The sequence below is a fragment of the Spongiactinospora sp. 9N601 genome (assembly GCF_044326295.1).
Classification (GTDB): Bacteria; Actinomycetota; Actinomycetes; order Streptosporangiales; family Streptosporangiaceae; genus Spongiactinospora; species Spongiactinospora gelatinilytica.
Map to the genome: position 1 here is coordinate 244,605 of NZ_JBIRBB010000001.1, position 19,721 is coordinate 264,325.

The following is a 19,721-nucleotide window of genomic DNA, read 5'->3' on the forward strand; positions in this document are numbered from 1 at the left end:
GGTCAGGCGCCGAGGCAGGCGGGGCCGAGAAGCTGCTTGAGGTCGCCCATCAGCGCCGGAGAGGGGGAGACCCGCAGGCGGTCGTCCAGGCGCAGCACCGTGGTCCTCGACCCGTTGTGGACCTGAAGGTGGATCTCGGTGGTGCCCGGATGGGTGGTCAGGACCTCCTTCAACCGGCCCACCAGCGGCGGTGTGCAGCGGTTGAGGGCCAGGCTGACCAGCAGCGGGCCGCCGGCCTCCTGGGTCAGGTCGGGGGCGGTGACCTCCATGGCGATGATCTTGGCGACGTCCTCCCGCTTGTCCAGGCGGCCCTTGACGAAGACGATGGCGTCCTCGGCCAGGATCGTGGAGCAGAGCTGGTAGGCGGACGGGAAGATCATCACCTCGATGGAGCCCTCAAGGTCTTCCAGTTGGGTGAGCACCCAGGTGTCGCCCTTCTTGGTGACCTTGCGCTGCAACCCCGACAGGATGCCGCCGACCGTGATCACCTGGCCGTCCGGCCGTTCGTCGGCCTGTAGCGCCGCGATCGAGCAGTCGGCCCCCTGGGACAGGATGTGTTCCACGCCCAGCAGCGGGTGGTCGGAGACGTACAGCCCCAGCATCTCCCGCTCGAAGGCCAGCAGCGTGCTCTTGTCCCACTCCCCCGCCGGGATCTGCACGTCGAAGGTCTGGTCCTCCACGCCCTCGACCGCGCCGAACAGGGAGTCCTGGCCGATCGCCTCGTTCTTCTTGATGTCGATGATCGCGTCCACGGACTGTTCGTGGACCATGACCAGGCCCTTGCGGACATGCCCGAAGGAGTCGAAGGCGCCCGCCTTGATCAGCGACTCGATGACCCGCTTGTTGCAGACCAGCGCGGGGACCTTGCGCAGGAAGTCCTTGAAGTCGGTGAAGCGGCTCTTGTCGCGGCGCGCCGCGATGATGCCGTCCACCACGTTGCCGCCCACGTTGCGGATCGCCGACAGGCCGAACCGGACGTCCGTGCCGCGCGGGGTGAAGTCGAAGTCGGAGTCGTTGACGTCGGGCGGCAGCACCTTGATGCCCATCCGGCGGCACTCGTTGAGGTAGAGGGCGGACTTGTCCTTGTCGTCCTTGACGGACGTCAGCAGCGCCGCCATGTACTCGGCCGGGTAGTTGGCCTTGAGGTAGGCGGTCCAGTAGGAGACCAGGCCGTACGCGGCGCTGTGCGCCTTGTTGAACGCGTAGTCGGAGAAGGGCAGCAGGATGTCCCAGAGCGTCTTGATCGCCGCGCCGGAGTATCCGTTGTCCTTCATGCCCTGCTCGAAGGAGGCGAACTGCTTGTCCAGCTCGGCCTTCTTCTTCTTGCCCATCGCGCGGCGCAGGAGGTCCGCTTTGCCGAGCGAGAACCCGGCGACCTTCTGCGCGATGGCCATGACCTGCTCCTGATAGACGATCAGGCCGTAGGTGGTGCCGAGGATATCGGCCAGGGACTCCTCGAACTCGGGGTGGATCGGCTCGATCTTCTGCTGGCCGTTCTTGCGCAGCGCGTAGTTGGTGTGGGAGTTGGCGCCCATCGGACCCGGCCGGTAGAGCGCGCCGACCGCGGAGATGTCCTCGAAGTTGTCGGGCTTCATCAGCCGCAGCAGCGAGCGCATGCCGCCGCCGTCGAGCTGGAACACTCCCAGCGTGTCGCCCCGGCCGAGCAGTTCGTAGGTCTTGGGGTCGTCGAGCGGCAGCTTCAGCAGGTCGATCCGCTCGCCGGTGTTGCCCTCGACCATCTTCAGGCAGTCGTCGATGATCGTCAGGTTGCGCAGGCCCAGGAAGTCCATCTTCAGCAGGCCGAGCGTCTCGCAGGTCGGGTAGTCGAACTGCGTGATGATCGCGCCGTCGGAGTCGCGGCGCATGATCGGGATGTGGTCGGTGATCACCTCGGCGGACATGATCACGCCGGCGGCGTGCACGCCGGTCTGCCTGATCAGGCCCTCAAGGCCCCTGCCGAGGTCGATCGCGGCCTTGACATCGACGTCCTCCTCGTACAGCTTGCGCAGCTCGCCCGCCTCGTTGTAGCGCGGGTGGTCGGCGTCGAAGATGCCCGAGAGCGGGATGTCCTTGCCCATCACGGACGGCGGGAACGCCTTGGACACCTTGTCGCCGAGCGCGTACGGGTAGCCCAGGACGCGCGCGGCGTCCTTGATGGCGGCCTTCGCCTTGATGGTGCCGAACGTGGCGATCATGGCGACCTTGTCGGCGCCCCACTTGTCGGTCACGTACCGGATCACGTCGCCGCGCCTGCGCTCGTCGAAGTCGATGTCGACGTCGGGCATGGAGACGCGGTCCGGGTTGAGGAACCGCTCGAAGATCAGTCCGTGCGGGAGCGGGTCGAGGTCGGTGATGCCGAGCGCGTACGCGACCAGCGAGCCGGCCGCCGAGCCACGCCCGGGACCGACCCGGATGCCGTTGGCCTTGGCCCACATGATGAAGTCGGCGACCACGAGGAAGTAGGACGGGAAGCCCATCTGCTCGATGATCCCGATCTCGTACTCGGCCTGCTGGCGGTGCTCGTCGTCGAAGCCCTCCGGCCAGCGGCGGGCCATCCCCGCCCAGACCTCCGACCGGAAGAACTCGGCCTCGGTCATGTCCTCCGGGATCGGGTAGGTGGGCATGAGGTTCTTGAACTCGAAGAACCCCGCCGGGTCCACCCGCTCGGCGACCAGCAGCGTGTTGCGGCAGCCCTCCTGCCACAGGTCCTCGTTGGGGTGGATCGCCCGCATCTCGTCGGCGGTCTTGACGTAGTAGCCGGTGCCGTCGAACCTGAACCGGTCGGGATCGGACAGTTGCTTGCCGGTCTGGATGCACAGCAGGGCGTCGTGGCCGGTGGCGTCGGACTCGTAGGTGTAGTGCGAGTCGTTGGTGACCAGCGGCGGGATGTCCAGCTCCCGGCTGATCCGGGTGAGCCCGTCGCGGACCCGGCGCTCGATGTCCAGCCCGTGGTCCATGACCTCCAGGAAGTAGTTCTCCTTGCCGAAGATCTCCTGGAACTTCGCGGCGGCCTTGACCGCCTCGTCGTACTGGCCGAGCCGCAGCCGCGTCTGGACCTCGCCGGACGGGCAGCCGGTGGTGGCCATGAGCCCCGCCGAGTGCTCGGCGAGCAGCTCGGCGTCCATCCGGGCCCACTTGCGGACGAAGCCCTCGGTGTAGGCCCGCGAGCTGAGCTTCATCAGGTTGTGCAGGCCCGTCTTGTTCCGGGCCCAGATGGTCATGTGGGTGTAGTAGCCGCCCGCCGAGACGTCGTCCCGCTTCTGGTGCGGCTCGCCCCACAGCACCGGCTTCTTGTTGTGCCGCAACTCCGGCGCGACGTACGCCTCGATCCCGATGATCGGCTTGATCCCGGCGGCCATGGCCTGTCTGTAGAAGTCGTAGGCGCCGTGCATGTTGCCGTGGTCGGTGATCGCGATGGCCGGCATGCCCAGCTCGCCCACCTGCTTGAACATCTGCTTCAACCGGGCTGCACCGTCGAGCATGGAGTACTCGGTGTGCACGTGCAGATGGACGAACGACTCGCTCATGCGGCTCCCTCGATCACCACTCGCGAAAGGCGGCGGACAAGAGCCTACGCGTGTTCGGCAGGCGTTGCGGCCACCCGGCGCCCGTCATCCGGACACCTGCCGGGCGCCGCTCCTTCACCAGCGGGAAGGGCCCGCGACACGGCGACACACCGGACGGGGTCGCGGGAGGGTCACCCGCCGTCCGGCCGGGCGCGGCGCTCCTCGGCCAGATGCAGACCGGCCTCGATCACCGCGTTCATCACCGGGGCCAGGCGGTCGGTGCCCAGGGCCGGGGCGCGGCGGGCCATGGCGGCCACCAGGCTGCGCTCGCGCTCCATGTCGCGACCGGCGAACCCGCCCACAGGCTTCAGCCGCTGCACGACGCCGGCCAGCTCCGCCCGCCGTTCCAGGAGGGTGGCGAGCGCGGCGTCCACCCGGTCGATGACGCCGCGGGCCTCGGCCACCGTGGCGGGGTCCTCGCGGCGCACCATCGCGCCCACCACGATCGCCGCCTCCCTGGCCGCCGCCACGACGTCCCGTCCGGCGTCGGGCGCGAGCATCAGCCCGTCGGCCCCCGCCGCGATCGCCGCGCCCGCCAGCGCGGCGTCCCGCCCGAGCCCGGCCAGCACCGGCCTGCCGGTACGTGCCCGCGCCTCGCGCGCCATCGCGAGGTCCAGCGTGGTCCCGCCGCCCGGCATGGGCGTACGGCTGCCGCACTCGCACAGCGCCACCTGGTCGTTGCCCTCGGCCACGCAGTAGTCGGCGATGGCCAGCCACTCCTCCAGCGTCGCGGCCGGGCCCCGCTGCACGACCACCGGGATCCCGAGCCTGGCCGCCGCGCGCACGAGCCGGAAGTCCTGCATCCAGGCGGCGCCGATGACCACGCCGTCGGCCTGTTCGGCGATGTCCGGCAGATCGGCGGCGGAGAACGGCTCCACCAGGACCGGGCTCGCCCATCCGGCGCGGGCCTCGGCGATGGCCTCGCCCGCCGGACGGCGGCCGTGGTGACCACGCAGCGTGATCCATCGGATGTCCTGTGCCGGGCCGGGCGAGCCGCCCGGCCCGGCCGCCGCGGCGGTTCCGCCTATCACCACCGGCAGGACGTCCTGGCCCAGTGGCACCTGCCCGATCCGTACGGCCCGCGTCGTGCGCAGGTCCGGAGTTTCAACGCTCACGAATCGGACCTTTCCCACTGACCATGCAGGGAAATCGACGACATCTCGGCTCCTGTGCATTGGGCCGGCCGTGCGTTCCCCACGAGCCGGCGGGTGAGATGAAGAGGTAAAACAAAAGGCAGAGACGTGTCGTCCCTGCCTTGAGCCGGCTCCGGTCGATCGCTACTTCACGCTGGTGCGACCGGCCCTCCCGGAGCCGGCTCGATAAACGCGAAATGGTGATCCATGCCCATGACCTTAGGCCATCACCACCCGTCGCGCCACTGGACGGAAGATCCTTCTCACTGTGCGGACTCTGGATCGCCCGCCGTGCAGCGGCTTGCGGTCGCTCCAGATCCACCACTATGGGAGGATTTTTAGCTTCAGGGAGGGGGTCAAAGTCGGTGATGTCGGAGGGGCAGCGCAGCGAACGCGTGGTAGCAAAGCGTTACCATCTGCTCGAACCCATCGGGCGCGGCGGCATGGGCGTGGTGTGGAGCGCCCACGATGATCTGCTGGATCGGCGGGTCGCCGTCAAGGAGGTGCGCTACGCGAGCGCGCTCGGCGACGAGGTGCAGCAGCTCAACCGCCGTACCTTGCGGGAGGCCCGGGCCGCGGCCCGGCTGAGCCATCCCAACGTGGTGGTCGTCCATGACGTGATCGAGGAGGACGGCCGGCCCTGGATCGTCATGCAACTGGTCCCCTCGCGGTCGCTCGGCCAGGTGATCAAGCAGGATGGGCCGCTGCTCCCGCAGCGGGCCGCCAAGATCGGCCTGGAGGTGGTCAGCGCGCTGCGCAGCGCGCACAAGGCCGGCGTACTCCACCGTGACGTCAAGCCGGAGAACGTGCTGCTCGCCGATGACGGCAGGGTGGTGCTCACCGACTTCGGCATCGCCACGCTGGAGGCGGAGACCCAGCTCACCATGACCGGCCTGGCGGGCACTCCGGCGTTCATCGCGCCCGAGCGGCTGCGCGGCCGTCCGGCGCGCCGCGAGTCCGATCTATGGTCATTGGGCGCGACCCTGTACGCGGCGGTGGAGGGCCGCCCGCCACATGATCGCGGCACGCCGCTGGCGACCATGCACTCGGTACTGACCGACCCGCCGGACTCCGCCCCGCACGCGGGGCCGCTGCTGCCGGTGATCGAGGGGCTGCTGCTGAAGGAGCCGGTGCAGCGCCTGTCCCATGACGAGGCCACGCGGATGCTCCGCCAGGTCCTGGACGGTGGCAACCCGACCCGCATCCTGCCCGCGATCCGCCCGGTCTCCCGGCGGCCGGGGCAGGGGCCCGCTCAGGGGGGCGGGCGGGCGCCGGTTCCGCCGTCACCGAACCGGGCGGGGGGCCCGCAGCGACCGGGCGCCCCGTACGGCCCTCCGGCGGACCCTGGGCGCCAGGGCGCTCCCTACCGTCCCGCGCCGGACCCGAGGCGCCCCGGGAACCCGTACGGCCCGGCGGCGGACGCGGCCCGCCAGCAACACCCTTACGGCGGCCCCGCCCAGGACCCGGCCCCCCGCCCAGGCGTCCCCCCCAGACCCGCCCCCGCCGCACAGCCTCCCGCAGGCGGCCCGCCACCCGCCGCCCCCATGAGCGGCCCGCCATCCGGCGGGGCCGCAGGCACACCGCCACGCGCCGTACCCGGACGCGGATCCCCCTCCGCCGCACGCGGCAACGCATCGCCATCGGCCACGCCCACGAGCGGATCACCGCCCGGCGCCCCCGCAGGCGGCCGACCACCTGCCACACCCGGCGACGCGCCACCTTCCGCCACGCCCAAGAGCGGATCACCGGCCAGCGGCCCCACAGGGGGCCGACCACCTGCCGCACCCAAGAGCGGATCTCCATCTGGCGGGGTCGCAGGCACGCCACCGCCCGCCGTACCGAGCGGCGCATCACCATCGGCCGCACCCGCAGGCGGCCGACCACCTGCCGCACCCGGCGGCGCGCCACCTTCCGCCACGCCCAAGAGCGGATCACCGGCCAGCGGCCCCACAGGGGGCCGACCGCCCGCCGCACCCAAGAGCGGATCTCCATCTGGCGGGGTCGCAGGCACGCCGCCGCCCGCCGTGCCAAGGGGCGCGTCGTCATCGGCCGGGGGGGCCGCGGCCACGCCGCCGGATGCCGTACCCGGCAGCGGATCAGCGGCCGGGGGGCCCACGGGTACGCCGCCATCCGCCGTGCCAGGAGGCGCGTCGCCATCGGCCGTGCCTGCGGGGGGATCGGCGTTAGGCGGGTCCGCACCGTCGTCCGCCGAGCGGCATGAGCCTCAGGGCGAGCCGCCTGAGGCGAAGGCGTCTTCGGAGCCGGAGACGCGGGTGGCCAGGCCGCCGGTGTCCGCCTCCGGTACCGAGCCGGGCACTTCGGGGCCGGGTGCCTTCGGGCAGAGCACTTCCCCGGAGACCACCGGGCGCGGGGCGTTCGCCTCCGCGCCCGCCCCGGACGCCCCCGGTCGCGGAGCCTTCGGGCAGGGCGCGCGCCCCAAGGGGTACGGCCAAGGCGCGTTCGCGTCACCTCCCGACGAGGACGCGGCGGCGCGCCGCCGTCCGCCCTACGCGCGTACGGCGACGCCGAAACCCGCCGCCGAACCCGCCCCCGACCAGGCGGCCACCACCAAGGTCACGCTCTCCGGCGAACCCGCGGATGCGAAGAGCGCCTCTGCCCCCGAGGCCCGGAAGGCCGCCGGTACGGCAAAGGGCGCGGGCGGCACCGCGCCGGAGGCCGGGCCCTCGGGCAAGCCCGGAAAGCAGGGGGGCACGGCCACCGCCGCGTCCGGTGCCAAGACCTCGGCCAAGTCCAAGGCCGAGGCGCCGGCCGGTGACGACACGGCGGCGTCTCCCAGCGCCCGAAGCGGCAAGCCCGGCAAGGCCAAGCCCGGCAAGGACGCCGAGCCTGACACCGCCGCCGCCACGACGGACGACGCCGAAAACGACACGAGCGCCGCCACGGACGACACCTCACCGGACGTCGCCGCCCTCGCCACGGCCACAGGGACGGCTCCGGCCGAGAACACGCCCGGCACCGCCGCCTCCACGACAGACGACGCCGAAAACGACACGAGCGCCGCCACGGACGACACCTCACCGGACGTCGCCGCCCTCGCCACGGCCACGGGGACGGCTCCGGCCGAGAGCACGCCCGGCACCGCCGCCTCAGGGGGCGTGACGGCGTCGCCGGGCGACGACGGCACCGAGGATGGGGACGACGGCGAGCGCGGCGCAGCGGCCGGTACAGCGCCCGAGACGGACGACTCCGCGCAGGAGCCTTCGGCTCCCGGCGATGACCGGCCGGGCGCAGGCGGCGAAGCACGTACCCCGGCCACGGCCTCCGGCCCCGACGACTCCGAGGCCGCGTCCGCCGATGGCGGCGGCAAGGGCGACACGGCCACCGGCGAGGAAGCCACGTCGCTCGCCGCGACCGCCAAGGCCACGACAACAGGACCCTCGGTCCCCGCCGACGCCGAAAAGGACAAAACCAGCGCGGCAACCGGAAAACTTCCCAAACCACCCAAAACCACTTCTTCGACACCGAAAGCCGGGCCCCCCGACTCCGCCGCCGACGACAAGAGGAACAAAGCAAGCGCGGAGTCCGGAAAACCCGCCAAACCGGCCGCGGCCCCCAAGGCCACGAACACAGGGCCAGCGACCCCCGCCGCCGACAGCGAAAAAGGCGAATCCACCGGAAAAGCCGCCAAGCCCCCCACCACCGCCGGCCACCCCACACCCGGAAAGAACGCCGCCAAGGACGGGCTGACCGCGCGGATCGAGCCGGTGCCGGAAAAGCGTTCGGCCCCGAAGAAGCCGCCCGCCATCGGTATCGATGAGGAACTGGCGGGCTGGTTCAGGAAGGACCCCCCGCGCCAGGAGCCGCCCGCCGCGCGGACCTCGGTGGAGTTCCCGCAGACCGGCCCCCGGCCGTCGTTCGGGCCGGAGGACTTCCCGCCCGCCCCGCCACCCGGGAATCGCCCCGGCGTTCAGCTCAAGCGCGCTCTCCCGCTGATCGTGCTGGCCGTCGTGCTCGTGGCGCTGGTCGCGTGGTGGCTGGGAATGCAGAGCGCCTCGGAGGGCGGTACCGGGACCGCCGAGATCACCAGCAGCCCGACCTCCGGCTCCAGCGGCGGCGGCAAGGACGGCGACGAGAAGAAGGCGAAGAGCAACGCCGAGGAGGGCCGGCAGCAGCCGGCCTCGCCGCCGCCGTCCGCGGCCCCGGAGAAGTCCGGCGAAGCGGCCGGGCCGACCCCGTCCGCCGAGTCCCCGCAGGCGGACGACAAGCCCGGCGAGGGCGAAGGCGAAGGCGACGACCCGGAAGAGCCGAAACCCGACTCCAAGGCCCCCAAGGGGTGGTGGACCTACAAGAACGGGCGCGGTTTCTCCGTCGCCCTGCCCAAGGGCTGGTCCGCCTACAAGGAGGAGGGACGTTCGGTGTGGTTCCACGGCCCGGGGGCGGCGAAGGGCAGTTACCTGCTGATCGAGGAGGCGGCGGACGCGGGGTCCGACCCGTACCAGGACTGGGTGGTGCAGGAGAAGAGCACGCGGAAGTCCTTGAGGGGCTACAAGCTCGTGAAGATCGAGAAGGTGGGCTACATGAAGGCGGCGGCCGACTGGGAGTTCACCTGGCAGATGGACTCGGGCCGGGCGCACGTCCGCAACCGGGGCTTCGTCACCGAAGGCGGCAAGGGTTACGCGCTCTACTGGCACACCCGGGCCGATAGCTGGAAGAAGGACCTGAGCTTCTTCGACACCTTCGCGAGGACGTTCCAGCCCGCCAAGTGAGGCGCGTCCGCAGCGCCGTTCCGGTCGCATGCCGGGGGCTTCCCTGGGTAGCCGTCGGTCCATGTCGGATTCGCAGGAGCGGGGCCAACTGGTCGGGAGGCGGTACCGGCTGGTCGAGCCCATCGGCCGCGGTGGCATGGGGACGGTGTGGCGGGCGCACGACGAGACGCTGGGCCGGGACATCGCGATCAAGAAGATCAATCCGCCGCCGGATCTGTCCGAGCCGGAGCGCGCGGCGTTCACCACCCGTACGTTCCGTGAGGCTCGGGCGGCCGGAAGGATCAGCCATCCCGGTGTGGCCGCCGTTTACGACGTACTGGAGGAGCGGGGCCATCCCTGGATCGCCATGGAACTGGTGCCCTCGACCACGCTCGGCGCGGCGATCCGCGAACGCGGGGCGCTGCCGGCGATGGAGGTGGCCCGGATCGGCGTCCAGATGATCGCCGCGTTGCGGGCCGCCCATCTGGCGGGTGTGCTGCACCGGGACGTGAAGCCGGACAACGTGCTGCTCACCCCGGATCAGCGCGCGGTACTGACCGACTTCGGCATCGCCACCATGGAGGGCGAATCGCCGATGACACGGACCGGGATGCTGGTCGGCACGCCCGCCTTCATGGCTCCGGAGCGGGCGGCGGGCGGCGGCGCGGTACGGGCCTCGGACCTTTGGTCGCTGGGCGCGACGCTGTACCTGGCGGTCGAGGGCCGCTCGCCGTTCCACCGGGGGCACGCGCTGGCGACCCTTTCCGCGATCTTGCACGAGGAGCCGCCGCCGATGAGTCACGGGGGCGCGCTCGCCCCGGTGATCGGCGCGCTGCTGCGCAAGGAGCCGCGCGAACGCCCGACCGCCGAGCAGGCGGCGGGCCTGTTGCAGGCCGTGCTGTCGGGGCTGGGGGCCGAGTCCACCGCGCCCATACCGGTGGCGGCGGTGCAGGCCGCCACGGACGTACGGCCTTCGGTGCGCGGGGCGGGGTGCGGCCACGCCAGGGTCTCCGTCGCCCGGGCGGCCCGCCCGGTGCATGGACCGGGCCACTACCGCGCCCCTCGTACGGCACGCAAGGCGCACGCCGGTGCGGCAGAGCACGCCGAGCCGAACGGCGACCGCACCCGCCCCGCCGCCGCCTCACGGGACGCCACCGGCAGGAGGGTGCTCGCGGTGGCCGGGCTGACCGGCCTGGCGATGGTCGTCGCCATGGTCAGCGGCGGGGCCGCCTGGCTGTCGGCGCGCCCGGAGGAACGCCGTGCGCCCGTCCCGGGGTTCGTCACCACGACGACCACCATCAAGACCACCGCGCCCGCCGTGCCGCGCATCTCCGTCCAGGCCCCGGCGCCCTCGCCCGGCGAGGAGGTACGGCCCGCGCCCTCCCCGGAGCACTCTCCGGAGGGGAGTGCGGACGAGGAGCGGCGGCGCGAGTACGAGCGCGAACGCGAGCGTGACAAGGAACAGGAGCAGGAACGGCAGGAGAAGAAGCGCGAGAACTCCCCCGCGCCGGACAGGACGCCCGACCCGAAGAAGAAAAAGGAAAAGGAAAAGGACGAGAGCGGGGAGAAGCCGCCTTCGCTACCTTCCCCGGACGCGAGCGACCCTGGCGGCGACGGCGAGATCGGCCACCCGGACACCCGCGATCAGCCGAGCGCCCACACCATCGTCCGGATCTGAGGGCTCAGGACTCCCCGCGGACGGCGGTGAGGGCGGCGTCGAGGTCGGCCGGATAGTCGCTGGTGAAGGCGACCCACTCCCCGGTGCCCGGGTGCTCGAAGGCGAGGGACACCGCGTGCAGCCACTGGCGGGTCACCCCGAGCCGGGCCGCGAGCGTGGGATCGGCCCCGTAGAGCAGATCGCCCACGCAGGGATGCCGCAAGGCCGCCATGTGGACGCGGATCTGGTGGGTCCGCCCGGTCTCCAGCCTGATGTCGAGCAGGGAGGCCGCCCGGAACGCCTCGACGGTGTCGTAGTGGGTGACCGACGGCTTGCCGCCGGCGACCACGGCGAACCGGCCGTCGCCCGACGGGTGGCGGTCGATGGGGGCGTCCACGGTGCCGCGCAGCGGGTCGGGGTGTCCCTGGACGAGGGCGTGGTACCGCTTCTCGACGGTACGTTCCTTGAACGCCCGCTTGAGCCAGGAATAGGCGCCTTCGCTCTTGGCCACGACCATCACGCCCGAGGTGTTGGCGTCGAGCCGGTGCACGATGCCCTGCCGTTCGGCCGCGCCGCTGGTGGCGACCCGGTGGCCGGATCCGAGCAGGCCGCCGAGCACGGTCGGGCCGTTCCAGCCGACGGTCGGGTGCGCGGCGACGCCGATCGGCTTGTCCACGACCACGATGTCGTCGTCCTCGTGCAGGACGCGCATCCCCGGCACCGGCTCGGCCACCGGGACCGGGGCGGTGGGCGGCGGGGGCAGCGTGACGTCGAGCCAGGCGCCAGCGTGGACGCGGTCGGACTTGGCCGCCGCCGTGCCGTCCACGAGCACGTCGCCCGAGCCGATCATCTCGGCGGCGCGGGTGCGCGAGAGGCCGAACAGGCGCGAGATGGCGGCGTCGAGGCGTTCGCCCGCGAGGCCGTCGGGGACCGGGAGGCTGCGCTGCTCGCTCATTCGCCGCCGCCCGCCTTGCCGCCGCCGCGCTTGCCGGCGTCCTCGTGGCGGGAGCCGTCGATCTGGTAGCCGCGCCAGGCGAGCAGTACGGCCAGCACGCCGCCGCAGACGATCGAGGAGTCGGCCACGTTGAAGATCGGGAACCCGGTCGCGGGGAAGACCTGGACGAAGTCCACGACATGCCCCTGCAAGGGGGCGGGGGCGCGAAAGACGCGGTCGGTCAGGTTGCCGAACGCGCCGCCGAGGAGGAGCCCGAGGGTGATCGCCCAGGGCAGGCTGCGGAGGTTGCGCGCGGTGCGCAGGATGGCGATGACCACGCCGGTGGCGATCAGGGTGAGCACCAGCGTGAGCCCGGTGCCGATGCTGAAGGCGGCCCCCGAGTTGCGGATCACCCGGAACAGCAGGACGTCCGGGATCAGTACGACGGGGTCCTTGCCCTCCAGGTAGGCCACCACGAGGACCTTGGTGACCAGGTCGAGGACGTAGACCACGGCGGCGAGCCCGGCCAGCAGCCCCACCCTGCGCCGCCTGGTCCCGGGCGGGGGGCCGGCCGGGGTGTCAGAGGAGTCCGGAGAGGGGGGATCGGGGGGTTGGGGGGTGCCGGGAGGAACGGCCTCGCCGTTCCGGCCCGGGTCGTTCCGGTCGTCCGTCAGCGGCGTTCCTCCTTCTGCTTGCAGGCCACGCACAGCGTCGCCCTCGGGAACGCCCGCAGCCGTTCCTTTCCGATCGGCTTGTGGCACGATTCGCACTCCCCGTAGGTCCCTGCGTCGATCCTTGCGATCGCCCGCTCGTTCTGCGCGAGCAGGTCGCGCGAGTTCAGGGTAAGGGCGATCTCACGTTCCCGCTCATACGTCTTGGCCCCGGCGTCCGCCTGGTCGTCACCGGCGCCCTCGGTGATGTCCCCCGAGGCTATCTCCGACTCCGACCGCGTGATGACGACGCGGAGGTCCTCCATCTCCCGGGACAGGTTGTCGCGTACCTCCGCGAGCTCCCCCTCCGTCCAGGCACCCTCTCCGTTCACGGCGGTGCTCTTACCTGCGCGCGCGGTTGCGCTCATACGCCCTCCTAACCGATCAAGTGACTCGAACGGGTGCGGGGAAGCCTAGGTCCGGAGATAACAGAACGGCAAATGACCCGCCAGGACATTCGCCTCTCCCGTAGCATCCCACCCCGATCCGCCACGTCCTTCCCAATACGCCACGCCTCTACGCCTGCCTTGGCAGAGCCGAGGGGGCTCCGCGTGCAAACCGGGAAGCCCGCGCCGATGAATCCGGGAAGCGCCGCACTCCCCTGGTGCGTTATCGTTTTAGCCGGGAGCGCGTACCGTCGCAGGCGCGCGCCCCGACCGCCCTGCAAGGCGCTGACGGGGACGAGTAGGTCCGAGCACCCCTCGCACGAGCGACCCGGAGACGGTGTGAGTCCGGGGCGAGAGCCGGATCGAAGATCACCCCCGAGCCGCCGGAAGAACGGCCCGCGCGCGGGTCCAGTAGAACCGGCAGCGGGCACGACGAGAGGGTCCCCGCCCGTCGGGGGCCAAGGAGGGTGGTACCGCGGAGCCCCGCGCTTCGTCCCTCCACGCGAGGCAAGCATGATCGACGGCCCGTCACCGCGTGGAGGCCCCATCCCGATGTCAGCACACCATTTCCGTTCACTGCCCGCCCAGGTGGATCTGCCCGCCCTGGAGCACGAGATCCTGGACCGCTGGCGGGACGGCAAGGTCTTCGAGCGCTCGGTCGAGCAGACCGCGACCGGCCCGGCGTGGGTCTTCTACGAGGGCCCGCCCACCGCCAACGGCCGCCCCGGCGTCCACCACGTCGAGGCCCGCGTCTTCAAGGACGTCTTCCCCCGCTACCGGTCAATGCGCGGCTACAGCGTGCCGCGCAAGGCCGGCTGGGACTGCCACGGCCTGCCCGTGGAGGTCGCCGTGGAGCGGGAGCTGGGCCTGTCCGGCAAACCCGAGATCGAGGCGTACGGCATCGCCGAGTTCAACGCCCGCTGCCGTGAGTCGGTGCTGCGGCACGTGGACGCCTTCGAGACGATGACCGAGCGGATGGGCTTCTGGGTGGACACCTCCCAGGCGTACCGCACGATGGACTCCTCCTACATCGAGTCCGTCTGGTGGTCGCTGAAGACCATCTGGGACAAGGACCTGCTGTTCCGCGACTTCCGCATCACGCCGTACTGCCCGCGCTGCGGCACCGGCCTGTCCGACCACGAGCTGGGCCAGCCCGGCGGGTACGAGACGGTCACCAGCCCGTCGGTCTACGTGCGGCTGCCCGCGACCTCCGGCCCGCTGGCCGAGCTGGGGGCCGACCTGCTGATCTGGACGACCACGCCGTGGACGCTGGTGTCCAACACCGCCGTCGCGGTACGGCCCGACGTCACCTACGTCGCCGCTCGCCCGGCCGGCCGGGACGAGACGCTGGTCGTGGCCGAGCCGCTGGCCGCCTCCGTGCTCGGCGAGGACGCCGAGGTGGTCGCCACCTTCGCCGGCGCCGACCTCGAGCACACGACGTACGCCCGGCCGTTCGAGCTGGTGGACATCCCCGGCGCGCACTATGTCGTACTGGCCGACTACGTCACCGTCGAGGACGGCACCGGCCTGGTCCACCAGGCCCCCGCCTTCGGCGCGGACGACATGACCATCTGCAAGCGGTACGGCCTGCCGGTGGTCAACCCGATCGGCCCCGACGGGCGGTTCCTGCCCGACGTGCCGATGGTCGGCGGCGAGTTCTTCAAGGACAGCGACGAGGCGCTCACCGCGGACCTGCGCGCGCGCGGCCTGCTGTTCCGCGGCGGGCACTTCGAGCACAGCTACCCGCACTGCTGGCGCTGCCACACGCCGCTGCTGTACTACGCGCTGCCGTCCTGGTACATCCGCACCACCGCGATCAAGGAGCAGTTGCTCGCGGAGAACGAGAAGACCGCCTGGTACCCCGAGACGATCAAGTGGGGCCGGTTCGGCGAGTGGCTGCGCAACAACGTCGACTGGGCGTTGTCGCGCTCGCGCTACTGGGGCACTCCGCTGCCGCTTTGGGTGTGCACCGCCGACGAGTCGCACGTGACCTGCGTCGGGTCGCTGGCCGAGCTGGGCAGGCACGCCGGGCGCGACCTGTCCGCGCTCGATCCGCACCGGCCCTACGTGGACGACGTGACCTTCGACTGCCCCACCTGCGGGTCCGAGGCGCGCCGGGTGCCCGACGTGATCGACGCCTGGTACGACTCCGGCTCGATGCCGTTCGCCCAGTGGGGCGCGCCGCACCTGAACAAGGAGGCGTTCGAGCGCGCCTACCCGGCGCAGTTCATCTGTGAGGCGACCGACCAGACGCGGGGGTGGTTCTACTCGCTGATGGCGGTCGGCACGCTGGTCTTCGGCCGTTCCTCCTACGAGAACGTGCTGTGCCTAGGCCTGATCCTGGCCGAGGACGGCCGCAAGATGAGCAAGCACCTGGGCAACGTGCTGGAGCCGATCCCCCTGATGGACCAGCACGGCGCGGACGCCCTGCGCTGGTTCATGGCCTGCTCGGGCTCGCCGTGGGCGGCGCGCCGGGTCGGGCACGCCGCGCTGGAGGAGATCGTCCGCAAGGTCCTGCTGACCTACTGGAACACGGCGTCGTTCTTCGTGCTGTACGCCAACGCCGAGTCGTGGTCGCCGGCCGCGCTCGCGTCCGCGCCGCCGCCGGAGGAGCGCCCGCTGCTCGACCGGTGGGCGCTGGCCGAGTTGCACCGCACGGTCGCCGAGGTCACCGCCTCCATGGAGAGCTACGACACCGCGCGCGCCGGGCGCAGGCTGGCCGCGTTCCTGGACGACCTGTCCAACTGGTACGTCCGGCGCTCGCGCCGCCGGTTCTGGACGGGCGAGCAGGCGGCCTTCGCCACGCTGTACGAGTGCCTGGAGACGGTGACCCGGCTGATGGCGCCGATCACGCCGTTCCTGACCGATCACGTGTGGGAGGTCCTGCGCGCTTCGGACGCCCCGTCGTCGGTGCACCTGAGCACCTGGCCGGAGGTCGACGAGAGCCTGCTCGACACGGCCCTGAGCGAGCGCATGGCGCTCGTGCGGCGGCTGGTGGAGCTGGGCCGCTCGGCGCGGGCCTCCTCCGGTGTGAAGACGCGTCAGCCCCTTGGGCGGGCTCTCGTGGGCGCGCCCGGGTGGTCGAGCCTGCCCGGCGAACTGCGGGCGCTGATCGCCGACGAGCTGAACGTCCTGAAGCTGGAGGATTTGTCGGGCTTCTCCGCCGACCTGGTGTCCTTCACCGTCAAGCCGAACTTCCGCGCCCTGGGCAAGCGGTACGGCGGGCGCACTAAGCTCGTCGCGGCGGCCATCACGGCGGCCGACCCGGTCGCGCTGGCCGGCGCGCTGCGCGGGGGCGGTACCGCGACGGTCCAGGTGGAGGAGATCGGCGAGGTGGAACTCGGCCCGGACGACGTGATCGTCACCGAGCAGCCGCGCTCCGGCTGGGCGGTCGAGACGGGCGCGATCGAGACCGGCACCGGCGAGACCGTGGCGCTCGACCTGGCCATCACCGACGAGCTCCGGCTGGCCGGGCTGGCCCGCGAGGCGGTGCGCCTCATCCAGGAGGCGCGCAAGTCCTCCGGCCTTTCCATCACCGACCGGATCGAACTGTGGTGGGCGGCGAGCGTCCCTGAGGTGGCGCAGGCCATGCGGGCCCACGCGAACGCGGTGGCCGATGAGGTGCTGGCCGGCGCGTTCACCGAGGGCGCCGAGCCGGGGCTGCCCACGCACAGCGACGCCGACCTGGGGTTGAGCTTCCAGCTCCGCCGCGTCACGGGCTAGACACGCGAAGGGGGTGTGCGCGCCCGGCGGGCTCGCACACCCCCTTCGGGCGTTCAGGCGGTCGTGCCGCAGACCGAGCAGTGGGTGAAACCGGCGGCCTCGGCCCTGGCCCTGGGCATCGTCTCGACCACGTCTTCGGTGGCGGCGCGCAGGAGAGGGCAGCCGGTGGTGTGGAACCGCTTGGTGCCGGAGATGACCTTCACGCTCTGCGCGGGGGCGGGCGAGGGACGGTGGCCGGGATCGGAGTTCTCCTCGTCCACGGTCACCACGACCCGCGTGGCATCATCGGCGACCACCCGGGGCTCGCCTCCGATCACGGGCGCGGGCACATCGCCCTGCCCGGCCTTGCCCTTCGCGGGCGCGGGGGCGTCATCCGTCCCGTTCCGGCCGGGCCCGGAGGCCCCTGCGCCCTTCTGAGCCGGCGCGGAGCCCTCGGCGGAGGCGGCCTTGTCCCGGGCGGAGCCGGCGCCCTTCTGGCCAGGCGCGGGAGCCTCACCCGGGGCGGACTCCGGCGGGCTGAACCAGGAGACGGGCGTGCCGGACACCGACGCGCCGCCCTGGGGGCCCTCGGCCGCGGCACGATCACGCGGGCCGGAATCACGCGAGGAGGCATCGGAGCCGATCTTGCGCCCGGCGCCCTCAGGCCCGGACTCCCGCGGACCGGAACCGGGAACGCCGGGATCATCGGCGGCGGCATCACGCCCCCCGAACGCCCCCGGCCCCGGCTCCCGTCGGGCCGGACCGCGGGCACCTGGCTCACGCGGGGCGGCATCCTGCGGCGCGGCGGCGCGGGCGGGGGTCTCGGTGTCCAGAGAAGGGCGGGAGGGCGGCTCCTGGCCGGGGCGGCCGGGTCCGCGCGGCGGCGTCCCGGAAGAGGCCGGAGGAGCCGCCGACGCGGAAGCTCCCGGCCTGGCCGACGAACCGGCGGCACCGGTCGAAGAACCGGCGGAACCCGCAGAAGCGGGAGAAGTCGCGGACGCGGAAGAAGACGACCCAGGCGACGAAGCGGCGGCATCGGCAGAACCCGCGGACACGGACGAAGGCGACGAAGCGACGGTACCCGCGGAAGCGGGAGAGGCCGTGGGGGCGTCCGGTGCGGGGGTACCCGGCGTGGGCGACGAACCGCCGGATGCGGGAGAAGGCGACCCTGCCGGCGAACCCGTGGAAGCGGTCGGCGCGGCGGACGCAGATGGTGGGGCCGGGGAGGCGGAGGGGCGCGCGGGGGGCGCCTCTCGGCCGGCGAGCTCGGCGGGCGGGGGCCCGGCGGGCTCGGGGGTCACGCGGCCGATGGGAATGGCGCCGGGGCGATCCGGGCCGTCGGCGCCCGGGGCGGGGCGTGCGACGCGGACCGGGTTGGTGGTCGGCTCGGGCTGCATGGTCCCCTCGGCGGGAGAGGACGCGGGCTCGGGAGTGGGGGGTGCCTGGACTCCGCCGAGAGCGGCGTCGGGAAGGCAGGTGGTGCAGGGTGAAAAACCCTCCTCCCGGGCCTCCTCGTAGGTCAGCTCCTCATGGTCGCGGCCGGCGAGTTGCCGGCAGCCCGCCACGTGGTAGCGCCTGCGCCCGGGTATCACCAGCACGATCGCGTCCGGCGAGATGCCGCTCGCGCGCCTGGGAGCCACCGGGGAGGCCCCCGCGGCCATCGGATGATGGGCACGGGGCTGAGGGGGCATCGTGGCCATGTGCTGGACGGCCTGCGGCGGTGGAGCCGCCATCATCGGCGACGCCATCGGACCGGCCTGGTAGGGGCCGGCCTGAAGGGGCGCGGGCGGAGGCATCGTCGCCTTCGCCGGCCCCCCGCGGGGGAACAGGGCGTGTCTGCGCAGCAGTACCGCGATCAGCAGGAAGACCGCGGACAGCACGCTGACCACGATCGACCACATCACGAGGGACGGCTCGGCCAGCACGACGCCCGCGATCAGCAGCACGATCGCGGCTAGTACGAGTCCAGCACTTACGAAGATCACAGAGTGACTCCCGCTTACGGGTCGGGGAGAGTGACGTGACCCGGAAGCCTACCTACGGTCGTTGTGCGGGCCGTCCGCCGTCTGGAAGGCGCCCTGGTGCTGTCCGCCCTCGGGGCCGAACGAGCCGGGGCCGCCCTGCAGCGACTGCTGACCCGGCGCGCGCGACATCGCGGGACTCGCCGGCATCTGCCCACCGACGATCGGGAACGCGCCACTACCCTCACCGGCGATGTCCAGCTTGGACAACTGGTCTTCCAGGTACAGCTTCAGCCGGCTTCGGTACTCGCGCTCGAAGCTGCGCAGCTCCTCGACCTTGCGCTCCAGCTCGTCGCGGGTCTGGACGAGCGACCCCATGGCCTGACGGTGGCGCTCCTGGGCGTCGCGCTCCAGCGTCTCGGCCCGGGCACGGGCGTCGCCGATGACCTGCTCGGCCTGGCGCCTGGCCTTGCCGAGGATCTCGTCGGCCTCGCGGCGGGCCCTGGTCACGGTCTCGTCCGCCTCCCGGCGGGCGTCGGCGATGGCCTGGTCGGCCGTCTGCTGGGCGAGGGCCAGCACGCGGGCCGCGGTGTCCATGTTGTCCTCGGCGGGCGGCATGCCCATGCCGACGGGGACCGGCTGCTGCTGCGGCTGTTGCTGCGGCGGCGGCTCGGGCGCCTTCATCGGCTCGGGTTGCGGCGCCATCATCTCCGGCTTGGGCTCCGCCACCGGGGCAGGGGTCATGCCCACGCCCATTCCGCCGGGGACCTTGCCACGCAGGCACTCGGCGAGCTTGGCGCGCAGCTCCTCGTTCTCCTGGATCAGGCGGTCGAGCTCGGCCTCCACTTCGTCGAGGAAGGCGTCAACCTCTTCCTCGTCGTAGCCCGGCCGCAGCCGGGTCGTACTGAACTGCTTGTTCCGCACATCGGCGGGCGTCAGCGGCATTTCGGTCTCCTTGGCGCGCTT

10 protein-coding genes are annotated in these 19,721 nt (G+C 72.2%); 3 read left to right on the forward strand and 7 right to left on the reverse strand.

Translation table 11 applies throughout. The annotated features are described in order from the left end of the window. Positions 1-2: 2 nt before the first annotated feature. Both dnaE and ACH34R_RS01070 read right to left on the reverse strand, forming a co-directional pair. Complete coding sequence (dnaE, locus tag ACH34R_RS01065) at positions 3-3,527, reverse strand: DNA polymerase III subunit alpha (RefSeq protein WP_397559391.1); 3,525 nt, start codon at positions 3,525-3,527, stop codon at positions 3-5. Positions 3,528-3,697: 170 nt separating this feature from the next. Next, entirely contained in the window at positions 3,698-4,681 is a 984-nt protein-coding gene (locus ACH34R_RS01070) for a chorismate mutase (protein WP_397559392.1), read from the reverse strand. A 386-nt stretch (positions 4,682-5,067) separates the two neighbouring features. Here ACH34R_RS01070 and ACH34R_RS01075 point away from each other — a divergent pair, with 386 nt between their 5' ends. Continuing rightward, complete coding sequence (locus tag ACH34R_RS01075; RefSeq protein WP_397559393.1) at positions 5,068-9,426, forward strand: protein kinase; 4,359 nt, start codon at positions 5,068-5,070, stop codon at positions 9,424-9,426. A gap of 61 nt (positions 9,427-9,487) precedes the next feature. Then, positions 9,488-11,083 carry a protein kinase gene (locus ACH34R_RS01080; protein ID WP_397559394.1) on the forward strand — a complete coding sequence of 532 codons (1,596 nt, stop codon included), beginning with the start codon at positions 9,488-9,490 and terminating at the stop codon, positions 11,081-11,083. 4 nt (positions 11,084-11,087) lie between these two features. On the opposite strand, the gene ACH34R_RS01085 is transcribed toward ACH34R_RS01080, so the two are convergent. The 3 genes from ACH34R_RS01085 to ACH34R_RS01095 all read right to left on the reverse strand — a co-directional run bounded on the left by ACH34R_RS01085 (position 11,088) and on the right by ACH34R_RS01095 (position 13,074). Then, on the reverse strand, positions 11,088-12,017 hold the full coding sequence (locus ACH34R_RS01085; RefSeq protein ID WP_397559395.1) for an RluA family pseudouridine synthase: 930 nt from the start codon (positions 12,015-12,017) through the stop codon (positions 11,088-11,090). Continuing rightward, positions 12,014-12,535, reverse strand: a complete 522-nt coding sequence (lspA, locus tag ACH34R_RS01090) for a signal peptidase II (RefSeq protein WP_397559396.1) — start codon at positions 12,533-12,535, stop codon at positions 12,014-12,016. The genes ACH34R_RS01085 and lspA overlap by 4 nt, the downstream gene beginning before the upstream one ends. Positions 12,536-12,666: 131 nt before the next feature. Beyond that, on the reverse strand, positions 12,667-13,074 hold the full coding sequence (locus ACH34R_RS01095) for a TraR/DksA family transcriptional regulator (protein ID WP_397559397.1): 408 nt from the start codon (positions 13,072-13,074) through the stop codon (positions 12,667-12,669). Positions 13,075-13,644: 570 nt separating this feature from the next. On the opposite strand from ACH34R_RS01095, the gene ileS reads away from it, so the two are divergent. Then, positions 13,645-16,815: an isoleucine--tRNA ligase gene (gene ileS, locus ACH34R_RS01100; protein ID WP_397559398.1), complete on the forward strand. Its 3,171-nt coding sequence runs from the start codon at positions 13,645-13,647 to the stop codon at positions 16,813-16,815. 53 nt (positions 16,816-16,868) lie between these two features. Here ileS and ACH34R_RS01105 read toward each other — a convergent pair whose 3' ends face one another. Both ACH34R_RS01105 and ACH34R_RS01110 read right to left on the reverse strand, forming a co-directional pair. Continuing rightward, on the reverse strand, positions 16,869-18,779 hold the full coding sequence (locus ACH34R_RS01105; protein WP_397559399.1) for a hypothetical protein: 1,911 nt from the start codon (positions 18,777-18,779) through the stop codon (positions 16,869-16,871). A 48-nt stretch (positions 18,780-18,827) separates the two neighbouring features. Next, positions 18,828-19,700: a DivIVA domain-containing protein gene (locus ACH34R_RS01110; protein ID WP_397559400.1), complete on the reverse strand. Its 873-nt coding sequence runs from the start codon at positions 19,698-19,700 to the stop codon at positions 18,828-18,830. Between the last annotated feature and the right edge of the window lie 21 nt (positions 19,701-19,721).

Bases quoted from the DNA above. Each gene is read 5' to 3' on its own strand.
- dnaE (WP_397559391.1), bottom strand. From the start codon at position 3,527: ATGAGCGAGTCGTTCGTCCATCTGCACGTGCACACCGAGTACTCCATG.
- ACH34R_RS01075 (WP_397559393.1), top strand. From the start codon at position 5,068: ATGTCGGAGGGGCAGCGCAGCGAACGCGTGGTAGCAAAGCGTTACCAT.
- ACH34R_RS01080 (WP_397559394.1), top strand. From the start codon at position 9,488: ATGTCGGATTCGCAGGAGCGGGGCCAACTGGTCGGGAGGCGGTACCGG.
- ACH34R_RS01085 (WP_397559395.1), bottom strand. From the start codon at position 12,017: ATGAGCGAGCAGCGCAGCCTCCCGGTCCCCGACGGCCTCGCGGGCGAA.
- ACH34R_RS01095 (WP_397559397.1), bottom strand. From the start codon at position 13,074: ATGAGCGCAACCGCGCGCGCAGGTAAGAGCACCGCCGTGAACGGAGAG.
- ileS (WP_397559398.1), top strand. From the start codon at position 13,645: ATGTCAGCACACCATTTCCGTTCACTGCCCGCCCAGGTGGATCTGCCC.
- ACH34R_RS01110 (WP_397559400.1), bottom strand. From the start codon at position 19,700: ATGCCGCTGACGCCCGCCGATGTGCGGAACAAGCAGTTCAGTACGACC.